Here is a 16,486-nt window from a genome sequence, read left to right as displayed (position 1 = left end):
GACGGCGGCGGGGCTCGCGGATCGGACGTACCAGCACCAACTCGCCAGCCTGACCGGAAAGATGGTCCCGAGTCGGCCGAACTCACGATCTTTCGGACAGTGGACGATCAAACACTTGATCTACCCGTGGGTGGCTCCTAGATTGCCGTGCAATGTCACACTGAGACGACCGACGCGGCCTTCCTGGGGGACCGGTGCCGGACACCGCACAGCACGTACCGCCCCGGACCGTCGAGAAGCTGCCCCGGGTGTTCTACCGACTGGCGCTGGGCGACGCCCTGTCCACCTACGGGAGCCAGCTCGACCTGGTGGCGCTCAGCCTGTTCGCCTACGAGGCGGCCGGGAACGCGCTCGGCACGGCCGGGTACCTGATCCTGCGGCTGACCGGCGGCTTCGTCGGCGGGCTGGTCTCCGGGCGGCTGGTGGCCCGGACCGACCGGCGACGGCTGATGACGGGCTGCGCGCTGGCCCAGGCGGTGGCCCTGGTCGTGGTGGCCCTGGTCCCGGCGCCCGCCCGCATCCCGGTGCTCTACCTGCTCGCGCTGGTCTTCGGCGGGGCGGCGGCGGTATGCGCCGTCGCGCTGCGCACCAGCATCCCGGAGATGGTCGGCTCCGAGCGCCGGGCCCGCGCCAACAGCCTGATGGCGAGCTGCCGTTCGGCCGCCATGGTGCTCGGCTTCGCCTCCGCCGGTGTGGTGGTCGCCTGGGCCGGCTTCCGGGCGGCGCTGCTGATCGACGCGTCCAGCTTCGTGGTGTTCGCCGCCGTGGTGCTCCGGCTGCCGCTGCGCACCCGGCCCGAAGCCGCCGGGGCCGGGGGTGCCGCCGTTACCGACGCCACGCCCTCCGGTGGCAGCGGCACCGATGCCGACAGCGGGACGGGGAAACGATTCGGCAGCCGCTGGCAGGCCCTGATCGTCCTGCGGGCCGCCCCCGTGGTCGGCGCGATGGCCGGGATCCGCCTGCTGGACGCCTTCGGCTCGGCCGCCCACAACATCAGCCTGCCGGTCTTCGCCAACCAGCACGACCCCGGCAACCCGGCCGCGCTGCTGGGCACCTTCTGGGCCACCTGGGCGGTGGGCAACCTGGCCGCCCAACAACTGGTCTCCCGGCTCCTGCTGCGCCGGGGCATCGAGCCGGGCGAACGCGCCTTCGCCCTGGGCACCTGCCTGATGTCCGGCTGCTTCATCCTGGTCTTCACCGGGCTGCCGACCCCGCTGTTCCTGCTGGTGGCGACCGGCGCGGGGCTCGGCGACGGCTTCACCGAGATCTCGTACACCACCCGGATCCAGGCCCTCACCGACGAACGGCGCGGCCAGGCCTTCGGGTTGCTCGCCTCCGCCGAGAACGTCGGCATGGGCACCGGGATGCTCCTGAGCGGCTCGCTGCTGGCGCTGTTCAGCCCGCTGACCGTGGTCGGCGTCTCGCACGCCGTCCCGATCGTGCTGGCACTCGGCTTCCTGGTCCTGGTCGCCCGCTCGCGCACCCGCTGAACCCGAACCGCCGTACCGCTGCTCCGCCGCACCGCTGAACCGCCGTACCGCCGCGCCTCCGTACGCCCGCTCGACCGCACCCACAGGTACCGCGCCACCGGAACCGCCGACGCCCACGAGGCCGCAGGCGACCCCGATCCGCCCACCCGACGCACCCCGGGGCAGCCCACCCGCGCATGCCCCGCACCGATCCGAAAGGTGCCGTAGCTGATGAGCCCCACCGGTCCCGACCGCGCCCGGCTGCGCGCGCTGGAGGCCCGGCTGCTGCTGCGTCCGGAGGTCGCCGACTGCGCGCTGCTGCCGGTCGAGCGCGCCGACCGCCGCCCCGGCCTGCTGGCCTACCTGGTGCCCGCCGTCGACACCGACCCCGCCGCGCTGCGCCGCCGGGCCACCGCCGTCCTGGTGGACGCCGACCCGGGCGCCGAGGTGCACCTGCTGGACGGCATCGTCCGCACCCCGGAGGGCGAGCCCGACGGTGCCGCCCTCGCCGCCGCCGTGACCCGGCCGCCCGCCGGGCCCGGGCCGGCCCTCCGCCACCTGCGCGAACTCACCGCGCACTGGCAGCCGTTCGGCACCCCGGGGTCGGCCGTCCCCGAGCGTGCCGGAATCGAGAAGCATGGAACCGAGGAGCCCGGCACCGAGGAGCCCGGCACCGAGGAGCCCGGCATCGAGGCGGTCGGCGCCCCGCTGCCCGCACCGGCGCCGGACGCGCCCCGGACGCTGCCCGAGGCGCTGCTGCGCGCCGCCGAACGGTACCCCGAGCACGGCCTGCACCTGGTCCGGGCGGACGGCCGGGCGACCAGGCTGACCTACCCCCGACTGCTGGAGCGGTCCCGGGAGACGCTCGCCCTGCTGACCGCCGCCGGACTGCGGCCCGGCGACCGGGTGATCCTCCAAGTCCCGGACCCGGAGCACTACTTCCCCGCGCTGTGGGGGTGCCTGCTGGGCGGGATCCAGCCGGTCACGGTGGCCCGCCCGCCGGCGTACGACCAGCCCAACCCCGTCCTGGAGAAGCTCTGGCACGCCTGGCAGACCCTGGAGGAGCCGCCGGTGCTCGCCTCCGGTCCGGCGGTGGCGGGCCTGGCCCGGCTCGGCGAGCTCTACCCGGCGCCCGGGCTGCGGGTCGTCGCGGTCGACCGCCCCACCGCTGCCGGGGCCGACGAGGGCGCGCCGCCCGCCCGCCCCGGCGTCGAGCGTGCCCCGGAGCCGGGGGACGTGGCCATGCTCCAGCTCTCCTCCGGCAGCACCGGCCGCTCCAAGGCGGTGCAGATCACCCACCGCGGCATCCTGGAGTACGTGGCCGGCGCGGTGGCCCAAGGCAGCTCGCCCGAGGACGTCACCGTCAACTGGCTGCCGCTGGACCACGTCGCCGGGCTGCTGATGTTCCACCTGCGCGACGTGGCGCTGGCCGCCGACCAGGTGCAGGTGCCCACCGAGCTGGTGCTCGCCGACCCGCTGGTCTGGCTGGACACCCTGGAGCGCTACCGGGGTGCGCACTCCTGGTCGCCCAACTTCGGCTACCGGCTGGTCGCCGAGGCGGTACGGGCGGCCGGTCCCGGCCGGCACTGGGACCTCTCCGCGGTCAAGTCCCTGATCAACGCGGGGGAGCAGTGCACCGAGGCGGTGCTGGACGAATTCCTGTCCGCCACCGGGCCGTTCGGCGTCCGGGCGGAGCACCTGCTGCTCGGCTGGGGCATGGCCGAGACCTGTACCGCCATCGCCTACAAGCGCTACCACGAGGACGGCGCCCGCCGCCTGGTGCGCACCGACTCGCTGGGCGGCCGGCTGGAGCCCGTCGGCCCGGACTCCGCGGAGCGCGGCACCGCCTTCCTCAGCATGGGCCGCCCCGCCCCCGGCGCCCGGTTCCGGGTGGCCGGCGAGGACGGCCGGGCCCTGCCCGAGCACCGGGTCGGCCGGCTCCAGGTCAACTCCGGCCGGGTGACGCCCGGTTACCTGAACAACCCGGCCGCCGACCGGGAGTCCTTCGTCGGCGACGGCTGGTTCGACACCGGGGACCTGGCCTTCCTGGCCGACGGGGAGGTGGTGCTCACCGGCCGGCGCAAGGAGATCATCATCGTCAACGGGGTGCACCACTTCTGCCACGAGCTGGAGGACGTGGTCGCCTCCGTGCCGGGAGTGCGCTCCGGGCACGTCGCCGCCTTCGGGGTGCCGGACGAACGCACCGGCACCGAACAGCTGGTGATCGCCTACGTGCCGAGCGACCCGGACGCCCCCGCACCGCCGGTGGCCGCCGAGGTCCGCCGGGTGCTGGCCGCCCGTCGGCAGCCCGCCCCCGTCCTGGTGCTGCCGGTACCGGCCGCCGGGTTCCCGCGCACCACCAGCGGCAAGATCCAGCGCACCGCACTGCGCGAGCGCCTGCTCGACGGCGGACTCGACGAGCAGATCGTGGCCCTGGACCTGGCCGAGGCCAACTCCCGCACCCTGCCGGACTGTGTGCGCCGGATCGGCTGGGAACCCCGCCCGGTGCCCCCGGACCCGGTCGGGGTCGCCCCGGCGGAGGGCGACCCGGCCGGGCCGACCCTGCTGCTCGGCCCGTCCGGCCCGGGCACCCTGGTCGAGGCGCTGCGCGCGGCCCTGCCGCACGCCGTGGTGGTGGACCGGCCGCCGACCGCCGACCCCGGGCAGTGGCTGCGGGCCCTCGGCGAGCAGCGCCCCGGGCGGGTGCTGCACCTGTGGGACGCGGCCCGCGCGGACGCGGTACGGCCGGTGGACGCGGTACGGCGGGTGGACGCGGTACGGCCGGTGGACGCCGCGCCGCCGGACGAGGCCTTGCTCGCCCTGCTGCGCGCCCTCGGCGACCGGCCGCCCTCCGGCGAGCTGGTCACCGTCAGCGCCGGGCTGCACGCCGTCCTGCCCGGAGAACTCACCGATCCGGCCGCCGAGTTGACGGCGGCGCTGACCGCCGGGGCGAGAGCCGAGCAGCTGGTGCCGGCCGCCCGGCACATCGACCTGCCGGCCGGCCTGCCGCCCGCGGAGCAGGCCGCCGCGCTGCTCGCCCTGCTGGCCGATCCCCGGCCGGAACCCGAGTGCGCCTGGCGCGCGGGCCGCCCGTGGGTGCCCCGGCTCGCGGCGGTCGAGTCCGCCGGCGGCGCCTCCACGGCCGGGCCTTCCGTCGACGCCGGCCCGGCCGGGCCCGGCGGCTGCTCGCTGTTCTCGCCCGGCGCCCGCTACCTGGTCACCGGCGGCCTCGGCGGGATCGCCGCCGAACTGCTGCCCGGCCTGCTGCGCGACCACGGCGCGCGGCTGCTGCTGATCGGCCGCACCGACCTGGACGCGCCGACCGCCGAGGCGGCCGACCGCCGCGCCGCCCTGCAGCGGCTGTCCGGCTACGGCGGCCGGGTCGACTACCGCCGGGCCGACGTGACGGACCGGGAGCAGCTGGCGGCCGTGGTCGCCGAGGCCGAACGGGACTGGCAGGCACCGCTGGACGGCGTGCTCCACCTGGCCGGCGCCTACCGGATCGCCCTGCTCTCCGGCACCGGTCCGGAGAGCTGGCGCGAGGCGGTGCGCGCCAAGACGACCGGCACCGACCACCTGATCGAGCTGGTCCGGCAGCGCCCCGGCGCCCAGTTCGTCGGCTTCTCCTCGATGGTCGGCTTCCAGGAGGCCGTCGGCTCCACCGCGTACGCCGCCGCCAACCGCTACCTGGAGAGCGCGGCCGAACGACTGCACCGGGAGAGCGGCAGACCGGCCTGGACGATCTCCTGGGGCCTGTGGAGCCGGGTCGGCATGAACGCCGCCACCGACCTCGACCGGGTCGCCGCGGACCGGGGCATCGCGGTGCTGAGCGCCGCGGGCGGCCGCCGACTGACGCGGCTGCTGCTGGACGGCGCCCCGGGCCGCTGGTACGCCGGGCCCGAGCCCAGCGCGCCCGCCGCGCGCCGCCGACTGCTGGCCACCGAGCCGAGACCGGTCGCCGAGGCGCCCACCGAAAGGCCGACCGGGGAACGGACCCCGCGGCCCAGCGCCGAGCCGACCGGCCTCCCGGGATCCGCGCCCGCCGGCGCCGAACTGCGCCGGACCGTCCTGGACGCCTTCGAGGCGGTCCTCGACGCCCCGCTCGACCCGACCCGCCCGCTGGCCGAACTCGGCATCGGCTCCCTGCAGTTGATGCGGGTGCACGGCGCCCTGAGCGCGGCCCTGCCGGCGCCCCCGTCACCCACCGAACTGTTCCGGCACCCCACCGTGGACGCCCTGGTCGCCCACCTCACCGAGGCGCCCGCGGCCACCGCCGCGCCCACTACCGCGTCCTCCGCCACACCGCCGACCGGCGGCGCCGACGACCGCCGGGTGGCCGTCGTCGGCCTGGCCCTGCGCTTCCCCGGCGCCGACACCCCCGAGCAGTACTGGCGCAACATCGTCGACGGGGTCCGCAGCACCACCCGGTTCACCGAGGAGGAGCTGGCGGCGGCCGGGCTGCGCCCGGAGGAGTACCGTCACCCCGACTTCGTCCCGGTGACCGGCGCGCTGCCCGACACCGACCGCTTCGACGCCGAGGCCTTCGGCATCAGCGGCGCCGAGGCCGCGCTGATGGACCCCCAGCAGCGCCTGCTGCTGGAGACCTGCCGCCAGGCGCTGGAGGACGGCGGCTACGACGCGCCCGACCCGCAGCGTCGGGTCGGGGTCTTCGCCGGCACCGGGATGACCCTGTACGCGCTGCGCACCTACTACCAGCACACCCTGGCCGCCACCGCCGACCCGGCCGAGCCGGTCCCCGCGCTGCAGACCGCGATCGGCAACCAGGCCGACTTCGCCGCCACCCGGGTCGCCCACCGGCTGGGCCTGACCGGCCCGGCGATCGGCGTGCAGACCGCCTGCTCCACCTCGCTGGTCGCGGTGCACCTGGCGGCCCAGGCGCTGCTGGCCGGCGACTGCGACCTGGCCCTGGCCGGCGCCGCCGCCCTGCACATCCCGCAGGCCGCCGGATACCGCTACCAGGAGGGCTCGATCCTCGCCCCCGACGGCGTCTGCCGGGCCTTCGACGCGGCGGCCGGCGGCACCGTCGGCGGCAACGGGGTCGCGGCCGTGCTGCTCAAGCGCCTGGACCGGGCACTGGCCGACGGCGACACCGTGCACGGCGTCATCCTCGCCTCGGCCGTCAACAACGACGGCGGACAGAAGGTCGGCTTCACCGCGCCCAGCGTGGACGGCCAGGCGGCGGTGGTCGGACGGGCCCTCGACCTGGCCGGGGTGCCGGCCGAGAGCGTCGGCTACATCGAGGCGCACGGCACCGGCACCCCGCTGGGCGACCCGATCGAGTTCCGGGCGCTGGCCCAGGCCTTCCGCGCCCGGACCGGAGCGGTCGACTTCTGCGCGCTCGGCTCGGTGAAGCCCAACATCGGCCACCTGGACACCTGCGCCGGACTGGCCGGGCTGATCAAGGCCCTGCTGGTGCTGCGGCACGGCACCGTCCCGCCGCTGGTCGGCTTCGAGCGCCCCAACCCCGCGCTGGAGCTGGCCGGCAGCCCGTTCCGGCTCTCCGCCGAAGCCCGCGACTGGCCGGTCGGTGCCACCTCGCGCCGGGCCGGGGTGAGCGCGCTGGGCGTCGGCGGCACCAACGCCCACCTGGTGCTGGAGGAGGCCCCGGCGGCCGCACCCGGCGGTGGCCCCTGGTCGGCCCCGACGGTGCTGCCGCTGTCCGCCCGCACCGAGCAGGGCCTGACCGAGCTGGTCGCCCGGTTCCGCGACCGCCTCGCCACCGGGCCCGCGCCCGCCCCCGGCGACCTGCCGCTCACCGTGGGCGGCGGGCGCCGCGCGCTGCGCCACCGCCTCGCCGTCACCGGCGCCGACCCCGAGGAACTGCGCCGCGGCCTGGACGCCCACCTGGCGGGCCGCACCACCGGAGCCGTACCGGTACGCCGGGAGGCGCCGCGCGGTGACGTCCGGCCGGTGCTGCTCTTCACCGGCCAGGGCGGCCAGTACCGGGGGATGGCCGCCGAACTCCACCGCGCCTTCCCGGTCTTCCGGGACGTCCTGACGGAGTGCGACCGGTTGCACCGCGAGGCCTGGGACGAACCGCTGCTGCCGCTGCTGCTCGACGCCGTGCCCGCCGGGGCCCAGGACGTATGGACCACCGAGGCGGCCCAGCCCGCGCTGTTCGCACTGCAGGCGGCCTACCTGCGGCTCTGGCAGGAGCTCGGGCTCCGCCCGGCCGCCGTCGCGGGGCACAGCGCCGGCGAGTACGCGGCCTTCCACGCGGCGGGCGCCCTCGACCTCGCCGACGGGATGTTCCTCACCGCGCTGCGCGGCCGGCTGATGCACCGGGCGACCGCGCCCGGGGCGATGACGGCGGTGATGGCCGGTCCGCAGCGGCTCGCCGAGCTCGGTGCCAGACTGGCCGGGGTCGGGGTCGAGTTGGCCGTCGTCAACGGCGCCGGACAGTGCGTACTGGCCGGTCCGCCGGAAGGGATCGCGGCGGCGGAGGCCGTACTCGCCGCCCAGGGGGTGACCACCGAACGGCTCGGCACCGACCGGGCGTTCCACTCCCGGCTGCTGGACCCGGTGCTCGAACCGCTCCGCGAACAGCTCGCCCGGTTGCGGCTGCGGCCGCTGACCGTCCCGCTGGTGAGCAACCTGGGCGGCGAGGTGCTGGCCCCCGGCACCGTGCCCACCCCCGACTACTTCGTCCGGCAGACCCGGGAGACCGCGCGCTTCGACCAGGTGCTGGCCGGGCTGGACGGGCTGGGCCACGACGTCCTCCTGGAGCTCGGCCCGCACCCGACGCTCACCGGGATGGGCCGCCGGGAGCTGCCGCACCGCCACTTCGTGGCCGGGGCCCGGCGCGGAGCTTCGCAGGAGCTGCAGTTCGACGCCGCGGCCGCCGCGCTCTGGTCGGACGGCGTCCCGATCGACTGGGCGCGCTTCGCCGCCGCCCGTGACTGGCCGGACGGCCCGGCCCGCCGGGTGCCGCTGCCGACCACCGTCTTCCAGCGCCGCCACCACTGGTTCACCGCCCCCGACCGGCCGACCACCGAGGACCCCGCCATGCACCAGGCACCGCCGCCCCAGCAGCCCGTAGCCGTTGTTCCGCCGTCCGTCGCGAGGCCCGAGCAGTCGGCCGAGGCGGCCGTGCTGCGCCGGGTGCTGGAGCAGACGGCCCGACAACTGGGCCACGACGAGGGGGAGGTCGGAGCCGAGGACCCCTTCTTCGACCTGGGCGCCGACTCGCTCGGGATGATCAACATGATCCGGGACCTGGAGCGCGCCTACCGGGTGCGGATCTCGATGCGCGAGCTGTTCGAGGAGGCGGACACCCCGGCCCGGCTGGCCGGGCTGATCGCCGGGCGGCTGGAGCCCGCCGTCCGGGACGCACTGGTACCGGCCGTCGCGCCCGAGCCGGCTGTCGCGCCCGAGCCGGTGGCCGCTCCTGCGCCGGTTGCCGTTGCCGCTGCCGCTGCCGTCGTCGAGCCGGCACCGGCGCCCCGAGCGGTCGTGCCCGTGGCCCCCGCCCCCGTGCCCGCCGTACCCACCGCGCCCGCCGTACCCGTACCGGCCGCGCTCCCGGTCCCGGCCGCCGCCGCCCCGGTGACCGACGGCACCGCCCTGATCGAGCGCCAACTCGCGCTGCTCGGCCAGTTCTCCGACCTGATGCGCGACCAGCTCGGCCTGCTGGCCGGGACCGGGCCGGTGCCGCCCGCGCCCGTCCCGGCGGCGGCTCCCGCCGTCCTGCCACCCACCGTGGCCGCCGCGCCCGTGGCCCCCGCCCCCGTGCCCGTCGCCGCGCCCGAGGCCCCCGCCGTCCCGCAGGTGCACGGCCCCCGGGTGACCCTCTCCCGCGAGTCCGGCATGGCCTCCGGCGGCCTGACCGAGCAGCAGCGCGCCCACGTGGACGGGCTGGTCGCCCGCTTCACCGTCCGCACCGCCGCCTCCAAGGCGGTCACCCGCCGGCACCGGCGCACCCTCGCCGACAGCCGCGCCGTGGTCGGCTTCCGCTCCGCGACCAAGGAGATGCTCTACCCGCTGGCCGCCCGCCGGGCCCGGGGCTCCCGGCTGGAGGACCTCGACGGCAACACCTACGTCGACATCACCATGGGCTTCGGCGTCCTGCTCTTCGGCCACGACCCGGAGTTCGTCGCCGAGGCCGTCCGTGAGCACCTGGCCGGCGGGCTGCGGCTGGGCCCGCGCGGCCCGGAGACCGGTGAGGCCGCCGAACTGCTGGCCGAGCTGACCGGCACCGAGCGGGTCGCCTTCGCCAACTCCGGCACCGAGGCGAACGCCGGGGCGATCCGGCTGGCCCGCGCCCACACCGGCCGGGACACGATCGTCATGTTCGAGGGCTCGTACCACGGCCACTCCGACCAGACCCTGGGCCGGACCGTGGGCCACGGCGCCGACCGGGAGACCGTCCCGGTGTCCAGCGGCATCCCGGCCGGCGCGGTCGCCGACCTGGTGGTGCTGCGCTACGGCGATCCGCAGAGCCTCCAGGTCATCGAGGAGCTCGGCGACCGGATCGCCGCCGTCCTGGTCGAGCCGGTGCAGAGCCGCCACCCCGGGCGCCAGCCCGTCGAGTTCGTCCGCGCGCTGCGCGAACTGACCACCCGGCGCGGCATCGTGCTGCTCTTCGACCAGATGCTCACCGGCTTCCGCCCCCACCTGCGCGGCGCCGAGGGCTTCTGGGGCGTCACCCCCGACCTCTCCACCTACGGCAAGGTGCTCGGCGGCGGCTACCCGATCGGCGCGATCGCCGGACGCGCCGACCTGCTGGACGGGATCGACGGCGGCCACTGGGACTACGGGGACGACAGCTACCCGCCCAAGGACACCACCTTCTTCGGCGGCACCTACATCCAGCACCCGCTGGCGATGACCGCGGCGGGCGCCGTGCTGCGCCACCTCAAGGAGGCCGGCCCCGGCCTCCAGGAGCGGCTGAACGCCCGTACCGACGAACTCGCCGCCACGCTCAACGGGTTCTTCGAGGAGGAGGAGTTCCCGCTGCGGCTGGCCCACTTCGGCTCGCTGTTCCGGTTCGAGCCGCGGGCCGACGTGGAGCTGTTCTTCCCCGAGCTGCTGACCCGCGGGGTCTACGTCTGGGAGTGGCGCAACTTCTTCCTCTCCACCGCCCACACCGACGGCGACGTCGAGTTCGTGGTCGACGCGGTCCGGGAGTCGCTGCGCGGCCTGCGGCGCGGCGGGTTCTTCCCGGCCCCGCCCGGGGTACGGCTCCCGGCCCCGCGCCCGGCGGCGGACGCGCTGCCCGGCCTCGCGGCGGAGACCCGCACCGAGCCCGCGAAGGAGACCCGCACCGAGCCCGTCCCCACCTCCTACCAGCCGGTCCGCGACCCGGAACGCCCGGTGGACTTCAGCCTCTACTTCTTCGGCGACTACCCCCTGGACTCCCCGGAGGACGAGAAGTACCGGATCGTCCTGGACAGCGCCCGCTTCGCCGACCGGCACGACTTCCACGCCGTCTGGCTGCCGGAGCGCCACTTCCACTCCTTCGGCGGGATCTTCCCCAATCCCTCGGTGCTGGCCGCGGCCCTCGCCCGGGAGACCGGCCGGATCCGGCTGAACGCCGGCTGCGCGGTGCTCCCGCTGCACCACCCCGTCCGGGTGGCCGAGGAGTGGTCGGTGGTCGACAACCTGTCCGGCGGCCGGGTCGGCCTGGGCTGCGCCAGCGGCTGGCACCCCAACGACTTCCTGTTCTTCCCCGAGAACTACGGCGGGCACAAGGAATTGATGCACCGTCAGATCGACACCGTGCGGTCCCTGTGGCGGGGCGAGCCCTACCGCGGCCGCAACGGCAACGGGGAGCCGATCGAGGTGACCCTGCACCCGCGCCCGCTGCAGGAGCAGCCGCCGATGTTCACCGCGATCGTCGGCAACCCGGACAGCTTCCGCGAGGCGGCCCGGCACGACCTGGGCGTCATCACCAACCTGATGACCCAGGACGTCGCCCAACTCGCCGAGAACGTCGCCCTCTACCGGCGCACCCGGGCCGAACACGGCCTGGACCCGGAGGCCGGCCGGGTGGTCGTGCTGGTCCACACCTACCTGGGCGCCGACCTCGACACCGCCCGCGCGCAGGCCTACCGCCCGTTCTGCCACTACCTGCGCTCCTCGCTGTCGCTGTTCGGGCAGATGGCCAACAGCCTCGGCCTGACCCTGGACTTCGAGAACACCCGGGAGGAGGACCTGGAGTTCGTGCTGGAACGCGCCTACGAGCGCTACTGCGCCGCGCGCGCCCTGATCGGCACCCCGGAGAGCGTGCGCCCCGTGCTCGCCGAACTGCGGGCGGCCGGCGCGGACGAGATCGCCTGCTTCGTCGACTTCGGGCTCGCCCCCGACCTGGTCGCCGCCGGCCTGCCGCAGCTGGACGCGCTGCGCCGGGCCACCGGGCGCGGGGCCCGACTGTCGTACGCGCAGCAGCGGATGTGGTTCCTGCACCGGATGCGGCCGGACGCCGCGCAGTACAACGAGGTCAAGGCCGTCGCACTGGACGGCCCGCTCGACGTCGACGCGCTCGACGCCGCGCTGCGGGCGCTGGTCGAGCGGCACGTCGGGCTGCGCACCGTCTTCCGGGAGCAGGACGGCGAACCGTACCAGCAGGTGCTGCCCGCCCCGCGCGGCCCGGTGCTGGAGCGGATCCCCGCCGATGGGGCCGGGGAGGAAGCGGTCGCCGCCGCCGTCGCCGCCGAGGGCGTGCACCGCTTCGACCTGGCCGAGGGCCCGCTGTTCCGCGCCCGGCTGCTGACGACCGGGCCAGAGCGGCACGTCCTGGTGCTGTCCATGCACCACATCGTGATCGACACCCTGTCCACCGTGGTGATCACCCGCGAGCTGGGGGAGCTGTACCGGGCCGCCCGGGAGCGGCGGCCCGCCCGGCTGCCGGCGCTCACCACCACCCCGGCCGTCGAGGCCGCCCGGGAGCGGGCCGCGGTGGCCGCCGGGGCGTACCAGGAGAGCCTCGACCACTGGCGCAAGGTGCTCGGCGGCGACCTGCCGGTACTCGCCCTGCCCACCGACCGCCCCCGCCCCGCCGTGCCGGACGGCCGCGGCCGCGCCCACGTCCGCCATCTGTCCGCCGAACTGTCCGCAGGTGTCCGGGAGTTGGCCCGTAGCCGGCGCTCGACCCTGTTCATGGTGCTGCTCACCGCCTTCGCCGGGGTGCTGCACCGCCACAGCGGCCAGGACGAGCTGGTGCTGGGCACCCCGCTGGCCAACCGGGCGGACGGCACCGACGGCCTGGTCGGCTTCTTCGTCAACACCCTGGCGCTGCGGCTGGACCTGTCCGGGGAGCCGGACTTCACCGAGGCGCTGGACCGGGTCCGCTCCAGCGCGCTGGACGGCTACGAGCACCAGCAACTGCCCTTCGAGGTCCTGGTGCAGGAGCTCAACCCGGAGCGGGACACCAGCCGCAACCCGCTCTTCCAGGTGATGGTCGAGTTCGAGAACCACGCGGTCTTCGAACTGGACCTGCCCGGGGTGACCGCCCGTCCGCTGGACCACGTGGTCGACCGCTCCGCCTTCGACCTGTCGCTGTTCCTCACCAACCTGCCCGACGGCATCCGCTGCCACGTGGAGTACGCCGAGACGCTGTTCGACCGGGCCTCGGTGGACCGGCTGTTCGACGACTTCGAGCGGCTGCTCGCCGCCGCCGTCACCGACCCCGCCCGTCCGTTCGCCGAACTGACGGCCGCCCCCGCCGACCCCGCCCTGGAGTGCGGGCCCGAGGCCGACCCGGCGCCCGCGCACCCGCTGGCCGTCGTGGCCGCCACCACGGCGGCCCGGCCGGACGCGGTCGCGGTGGTCGCCGCCGACGGCACCGGGACCGACTACCGCACGCTCGGCGCCCGGGCCGAGGAACTGGCCCGCCGACTGCTCGCCGCCGGGGTCCGCGAGGGCAGCCGGGTCGCCGTGCTGCTGCCGCGCTCGGTGGACCAGGTGGCCGCGCTGCTGGCGGTGCTGCGACTGGGCGCCGTCCTGGTGCCGATCGACCCGGTGCAGGGCGCGGAGCGCTGTCGGCTGATCGCCGCGGACAGCGCCCCGACCGTGCTGCTCACCGCACCGGGCACGGACCTGATGGGCATCTCGCTGCCGACGGTCAGCACGGCGGCGGCCCCTGGCACCGCGGCCGAGCCCGTCGAACTCCCGCCGCTGCCCGTCCCCTCGGCGCGGGCCGCCGCGTACCTGCTGTACACCTCCGGATCCACCGGTACACCCAAGGGCGTACTGATGCACACCCTCGGCCTGGCCTCCCTGATCGCCTGGAACCTCGCCGACCACCCGGCCGCCCGCACCCTCCAGTACGCCTCCTGCGGGTTCGACGTCAGTGTCCAGGAGATGCTGACCACACTGGGCGGCGGCGGCACCCTGCTGCTGATCGAGGAGGAGACCCGCTACGACATCACCGCGCTGGCCGCCGTGGTCCGCGCCACCCGGGCCGAGCGGCTGCACCTGCCGTACACCCCGCTGGCCGCGCTGGTCGAGGCGCTCGGCGCGGAACCGGTGCCCCACCTGCGCGAACTGGTCCAGGGCGGCGAGCAGTTGCTGCTCACCCCGGCACTGCGGGCCTTCCTGGCCCGCAACCCCGGCTGCCGGCTGCTGAACCACTACGGCCCCACCGAGACCCACGGGGTCACGGCCGGCGTGATCCCCCCGGACGGGCCGGACCACGCCGCGATCGGCCGCCCGGTGCCGGGGAGCCGGATCGTGCTGCTGGACGCCGCCGGGCGCCCGGTCCCGACCGGGGCCGTCGGCGAGATCCACGTGCTCGGTGTCCAGGTCGGCCTGGGCTACCCCGGTCGGGAGGAGGAGGCCGCCGCCGTCTTCACCGACACCCCGCAGGGCCGCCGCTACCGCACCGGCGACCTCGGCCGCTGGCGGCCGGACGGCACCCTGGAGTACCTCGGCCGGGTCGACCGCCAGGTCAAGGTGCGCGGCTACCGGATCGAACCCGGCGAGGTCGAGACCGTGCTGCGGACCGTCCCGGGCGTGCGCGGCGCGGCGGTCACGGGCCGGCGCACCGCGGCGGGCACCATGCTCGCCGGGTACGTCCAGTGCGCGGCCGCCGACCTGCCCCGGGTGCGCGACCACCTGGCCGACCTGCTGCCCGAGCACATGGTGCCGGGCCTGTGGGCCGCGGTCGAGGGGCTGCCGTTCACCACGAACGGCAAGCTCGACACCGCCGCCCTGCCCGAACCGCTGCCGCTCGGCGCCGGCCTGGCCGCCGCCGCCCCGGCCACCGAACTGGAACGCACCGTGCAACGGCTGTGGGAGGAGGAACTCGGCCGCCCCGCAGGCGTGGAGACCTCCTTCTTCGACCTCGGCGGCCACTCGCTGGCCGCCACCCGGCTGCTGAACCGGGTCCGCGAGACGACCGGGCTGCGGATCGGCGTGCTGGACTTCTTCCGCCGCCCCACCATCCGCGGGATGGCCGCCCACACCCCGTCGGCCCAGGACCGCCAGGCCTTCGAGGAGGGCGAGCTGTGAGCGCCGCCGAATCCGGGGCCGGGGAGGGCTGGGAGCGGCTGGTCCGGCTGCTCGACGAGCGCGGGATCGTGCTGCGCACCACCGGCGACCGGCTCGGCTACCTGGCCCCGCCCGGCGCGCTGGACGAGGAGGCGGCCGGACTGGTCCGGGCCCACCGGGACCGGCTGCTGGCCGTGCTGACCGACTCCGGCACGGCGCTCGCCGCCGCGCCCGCCGGACTGGCCCAACGCCGCCTGCACGGCACCCACGGCCGCTCCGCGGACCCGGCGGTGTGGAACATCACCCAGCGCCTCACCCTGCGCGGGCCGCTGGAACCCGAACGGCTGGCCGCCGCCCTGACCGCGCTGACCGACCGCCACGAGAGCCTGCGCACCCGCTACCGGGACACCGACCTGGGCCTGCTCCAACAGGTACTGCCGAACACCCCGGTGGAACTGCCGCTGGACGACCTGCGCGCGCTCGCCCCCGCCGCCCGGGAGGCGGCGCTCGCCGAGGCCGTCCGGGCCGAGGGCGACCAGCCGTTCGACCTGAACGGGGACCGGCTGCTGCGCGCCCGGCTGCTGCGGACGGCCGACGAGGTGTGGGTACTGGTGCTGACGCTCCATCACATCGTGGTGGACGGCTGGTCGCTGGCCACCCTGCTGACCGACCTGGGCGCGCTGTACCACCCGGCCGACCCGCTGCCGGAGCCGGGCCGGATGACCGACCACGCCTGCTGGGAACGGACCGTGGTCACCCCGGCCGCCGTCGCCGAGGCGATCGACCACTGGACCGCGGTGCTGGGTGGCGCCCCGCTGGAGGTGGCCCTGCCCACCGCCCGGCCGCGGCCCGCGAAACGCTCCGGGAACGGCGGCACGGTCGGCTTCCGGGTCCCGGCCGCCCTGGCCGGGGCGGTGCACCGCTACGCCGCCGGGCGCTCCACCACCGCCTCGGCGGTGCTGCTGGCCGGCTACGCCCGGCTGCTCGGCGAGCTGACCGGGGCGGCGGAGACCCTGGTGATGCTCTCCCACGCCAACCGCACCCGGCCGATCGACGAGCGGGTCGTCGGCCTGCTCACCTTCGGCCTGCCGATCCGGCTGCCCACCCGCCTCCCGGGCGGCTTCGGGGCGCTGGTGGACGCGGCCGCGCGGGCGGTCGCCACCGCCCTCGACCACGCCGTGGTGCCCGTCGGCCAGCTGGTCGACCGACTGCGCGAGCGCGGGGTCCAGCTGCCCCCGTCGTACCCGCAGGTCCTGCTCACCCTGCTGAGCACCCCGACCGCCGCCCTCGATCTGCCCGGCCTGACCGTGGAGATCGAGGACGTGCCGGGCCCGTCGAACCGCTCGGACCTGCTGCTGGCCCTCATCCCGGACGAGGACGGCTACGCGGGGATGGCCGAGTACGACGCCGACCTGTTCGACCCGGAGACGGTGCGCTCCTGGCTGGACACCCTGCTGGCCGGCCTGACGGAGGAACTGACGGACTGAGCGGCCGGCCGGGCGGCAGACCCGTCCGGAGCAACGTGACGCGCGGGGCGGGCGGGGGGCTGCGATCTTCGGAGGGACCCG

General features: G+C 76.1%; 3 protein-coding genes. All 3 read left to right on the top strand.

Features of this window, described 5'->3' with window-relative positions; translation table 11 throughout:
- The first annotated feature begins 194 nt into the window (after window positions 1-194).
- The 3 genes from ABTZ03_RS00835 to ABTZ03_RS00825 all read left to right on the top strand — a co-directional run bounded on the left by ABTZ03_RS00835 (window position 195) and on the right by ABTZ03_RS00825 (window position 16,405).
- Window positions 195-1,490, top strand: a complete 1,296-nt coding sequence (locus ABTZ03_RS00835) for an MFS transporter (RefSeq protein ID WP_350510675.1) — start codon at window positions 195-197, stop codon at window positions 1,488-1,490.
- A gap of 210 nt (window positions 1,491-1,700) precedes the next feature.
- Window positions 1,701-14,939, top strand: a complete 13,239-nt coding sequence (locus tag ABTZ03_RS00830; protein ID WP_350510674.1) for a non-ribosomal peptide synthetase/type I polyketide synthase — start codon at window positions 1,701-1,703, stop codon at window positions 14,937-14,939.
- Window positions 14,936-16,405 carry a condensation domain-containing protein gene (locus ABTZ03_RS00825; RefSeq protein WP_350510673.1) on the top strand — a complete coding sequence of 490 codons (1,470 nt, stop codon included), beginning with the start codon at window positions 14,936-14,938 and terminating at the stop codon, window positions 16,403-16,405. The genes ABTZ03_RS00830 and ABTZ03_RS00825 overlap by 4 nt, the downstream gene beginning before the upstream one ends.
- The last annotated feature ends 81 nt before the right edge of the window (window positions 16,406-16,486 follow it).

Origin of the sequence: Kitasatospora sp. NPDC096077, assembly GCF_040303245.1 — a bacterium.
Lineage (GTDB): Bacteria > Actinomycetota > Actinomycetes > Streptomycetales > Streptomycetaceae > Kitasatospora.
The sequence above is the reverse complement of the archived record's forward strand: the minus strand, read 5'-3'. Positions and strand labels throughout refer to the sequence as shown.

Excerpts from the sequence above, each read along its gene's own strand:
- ABTZ03_RS00830 (WP_350510674.1), top strand. The coding sequence starts at position 1,701 with ATGAGCCCCACCGGTCCCGACCGCGCCCGGCTGCGCGCGCTGGAGGCC.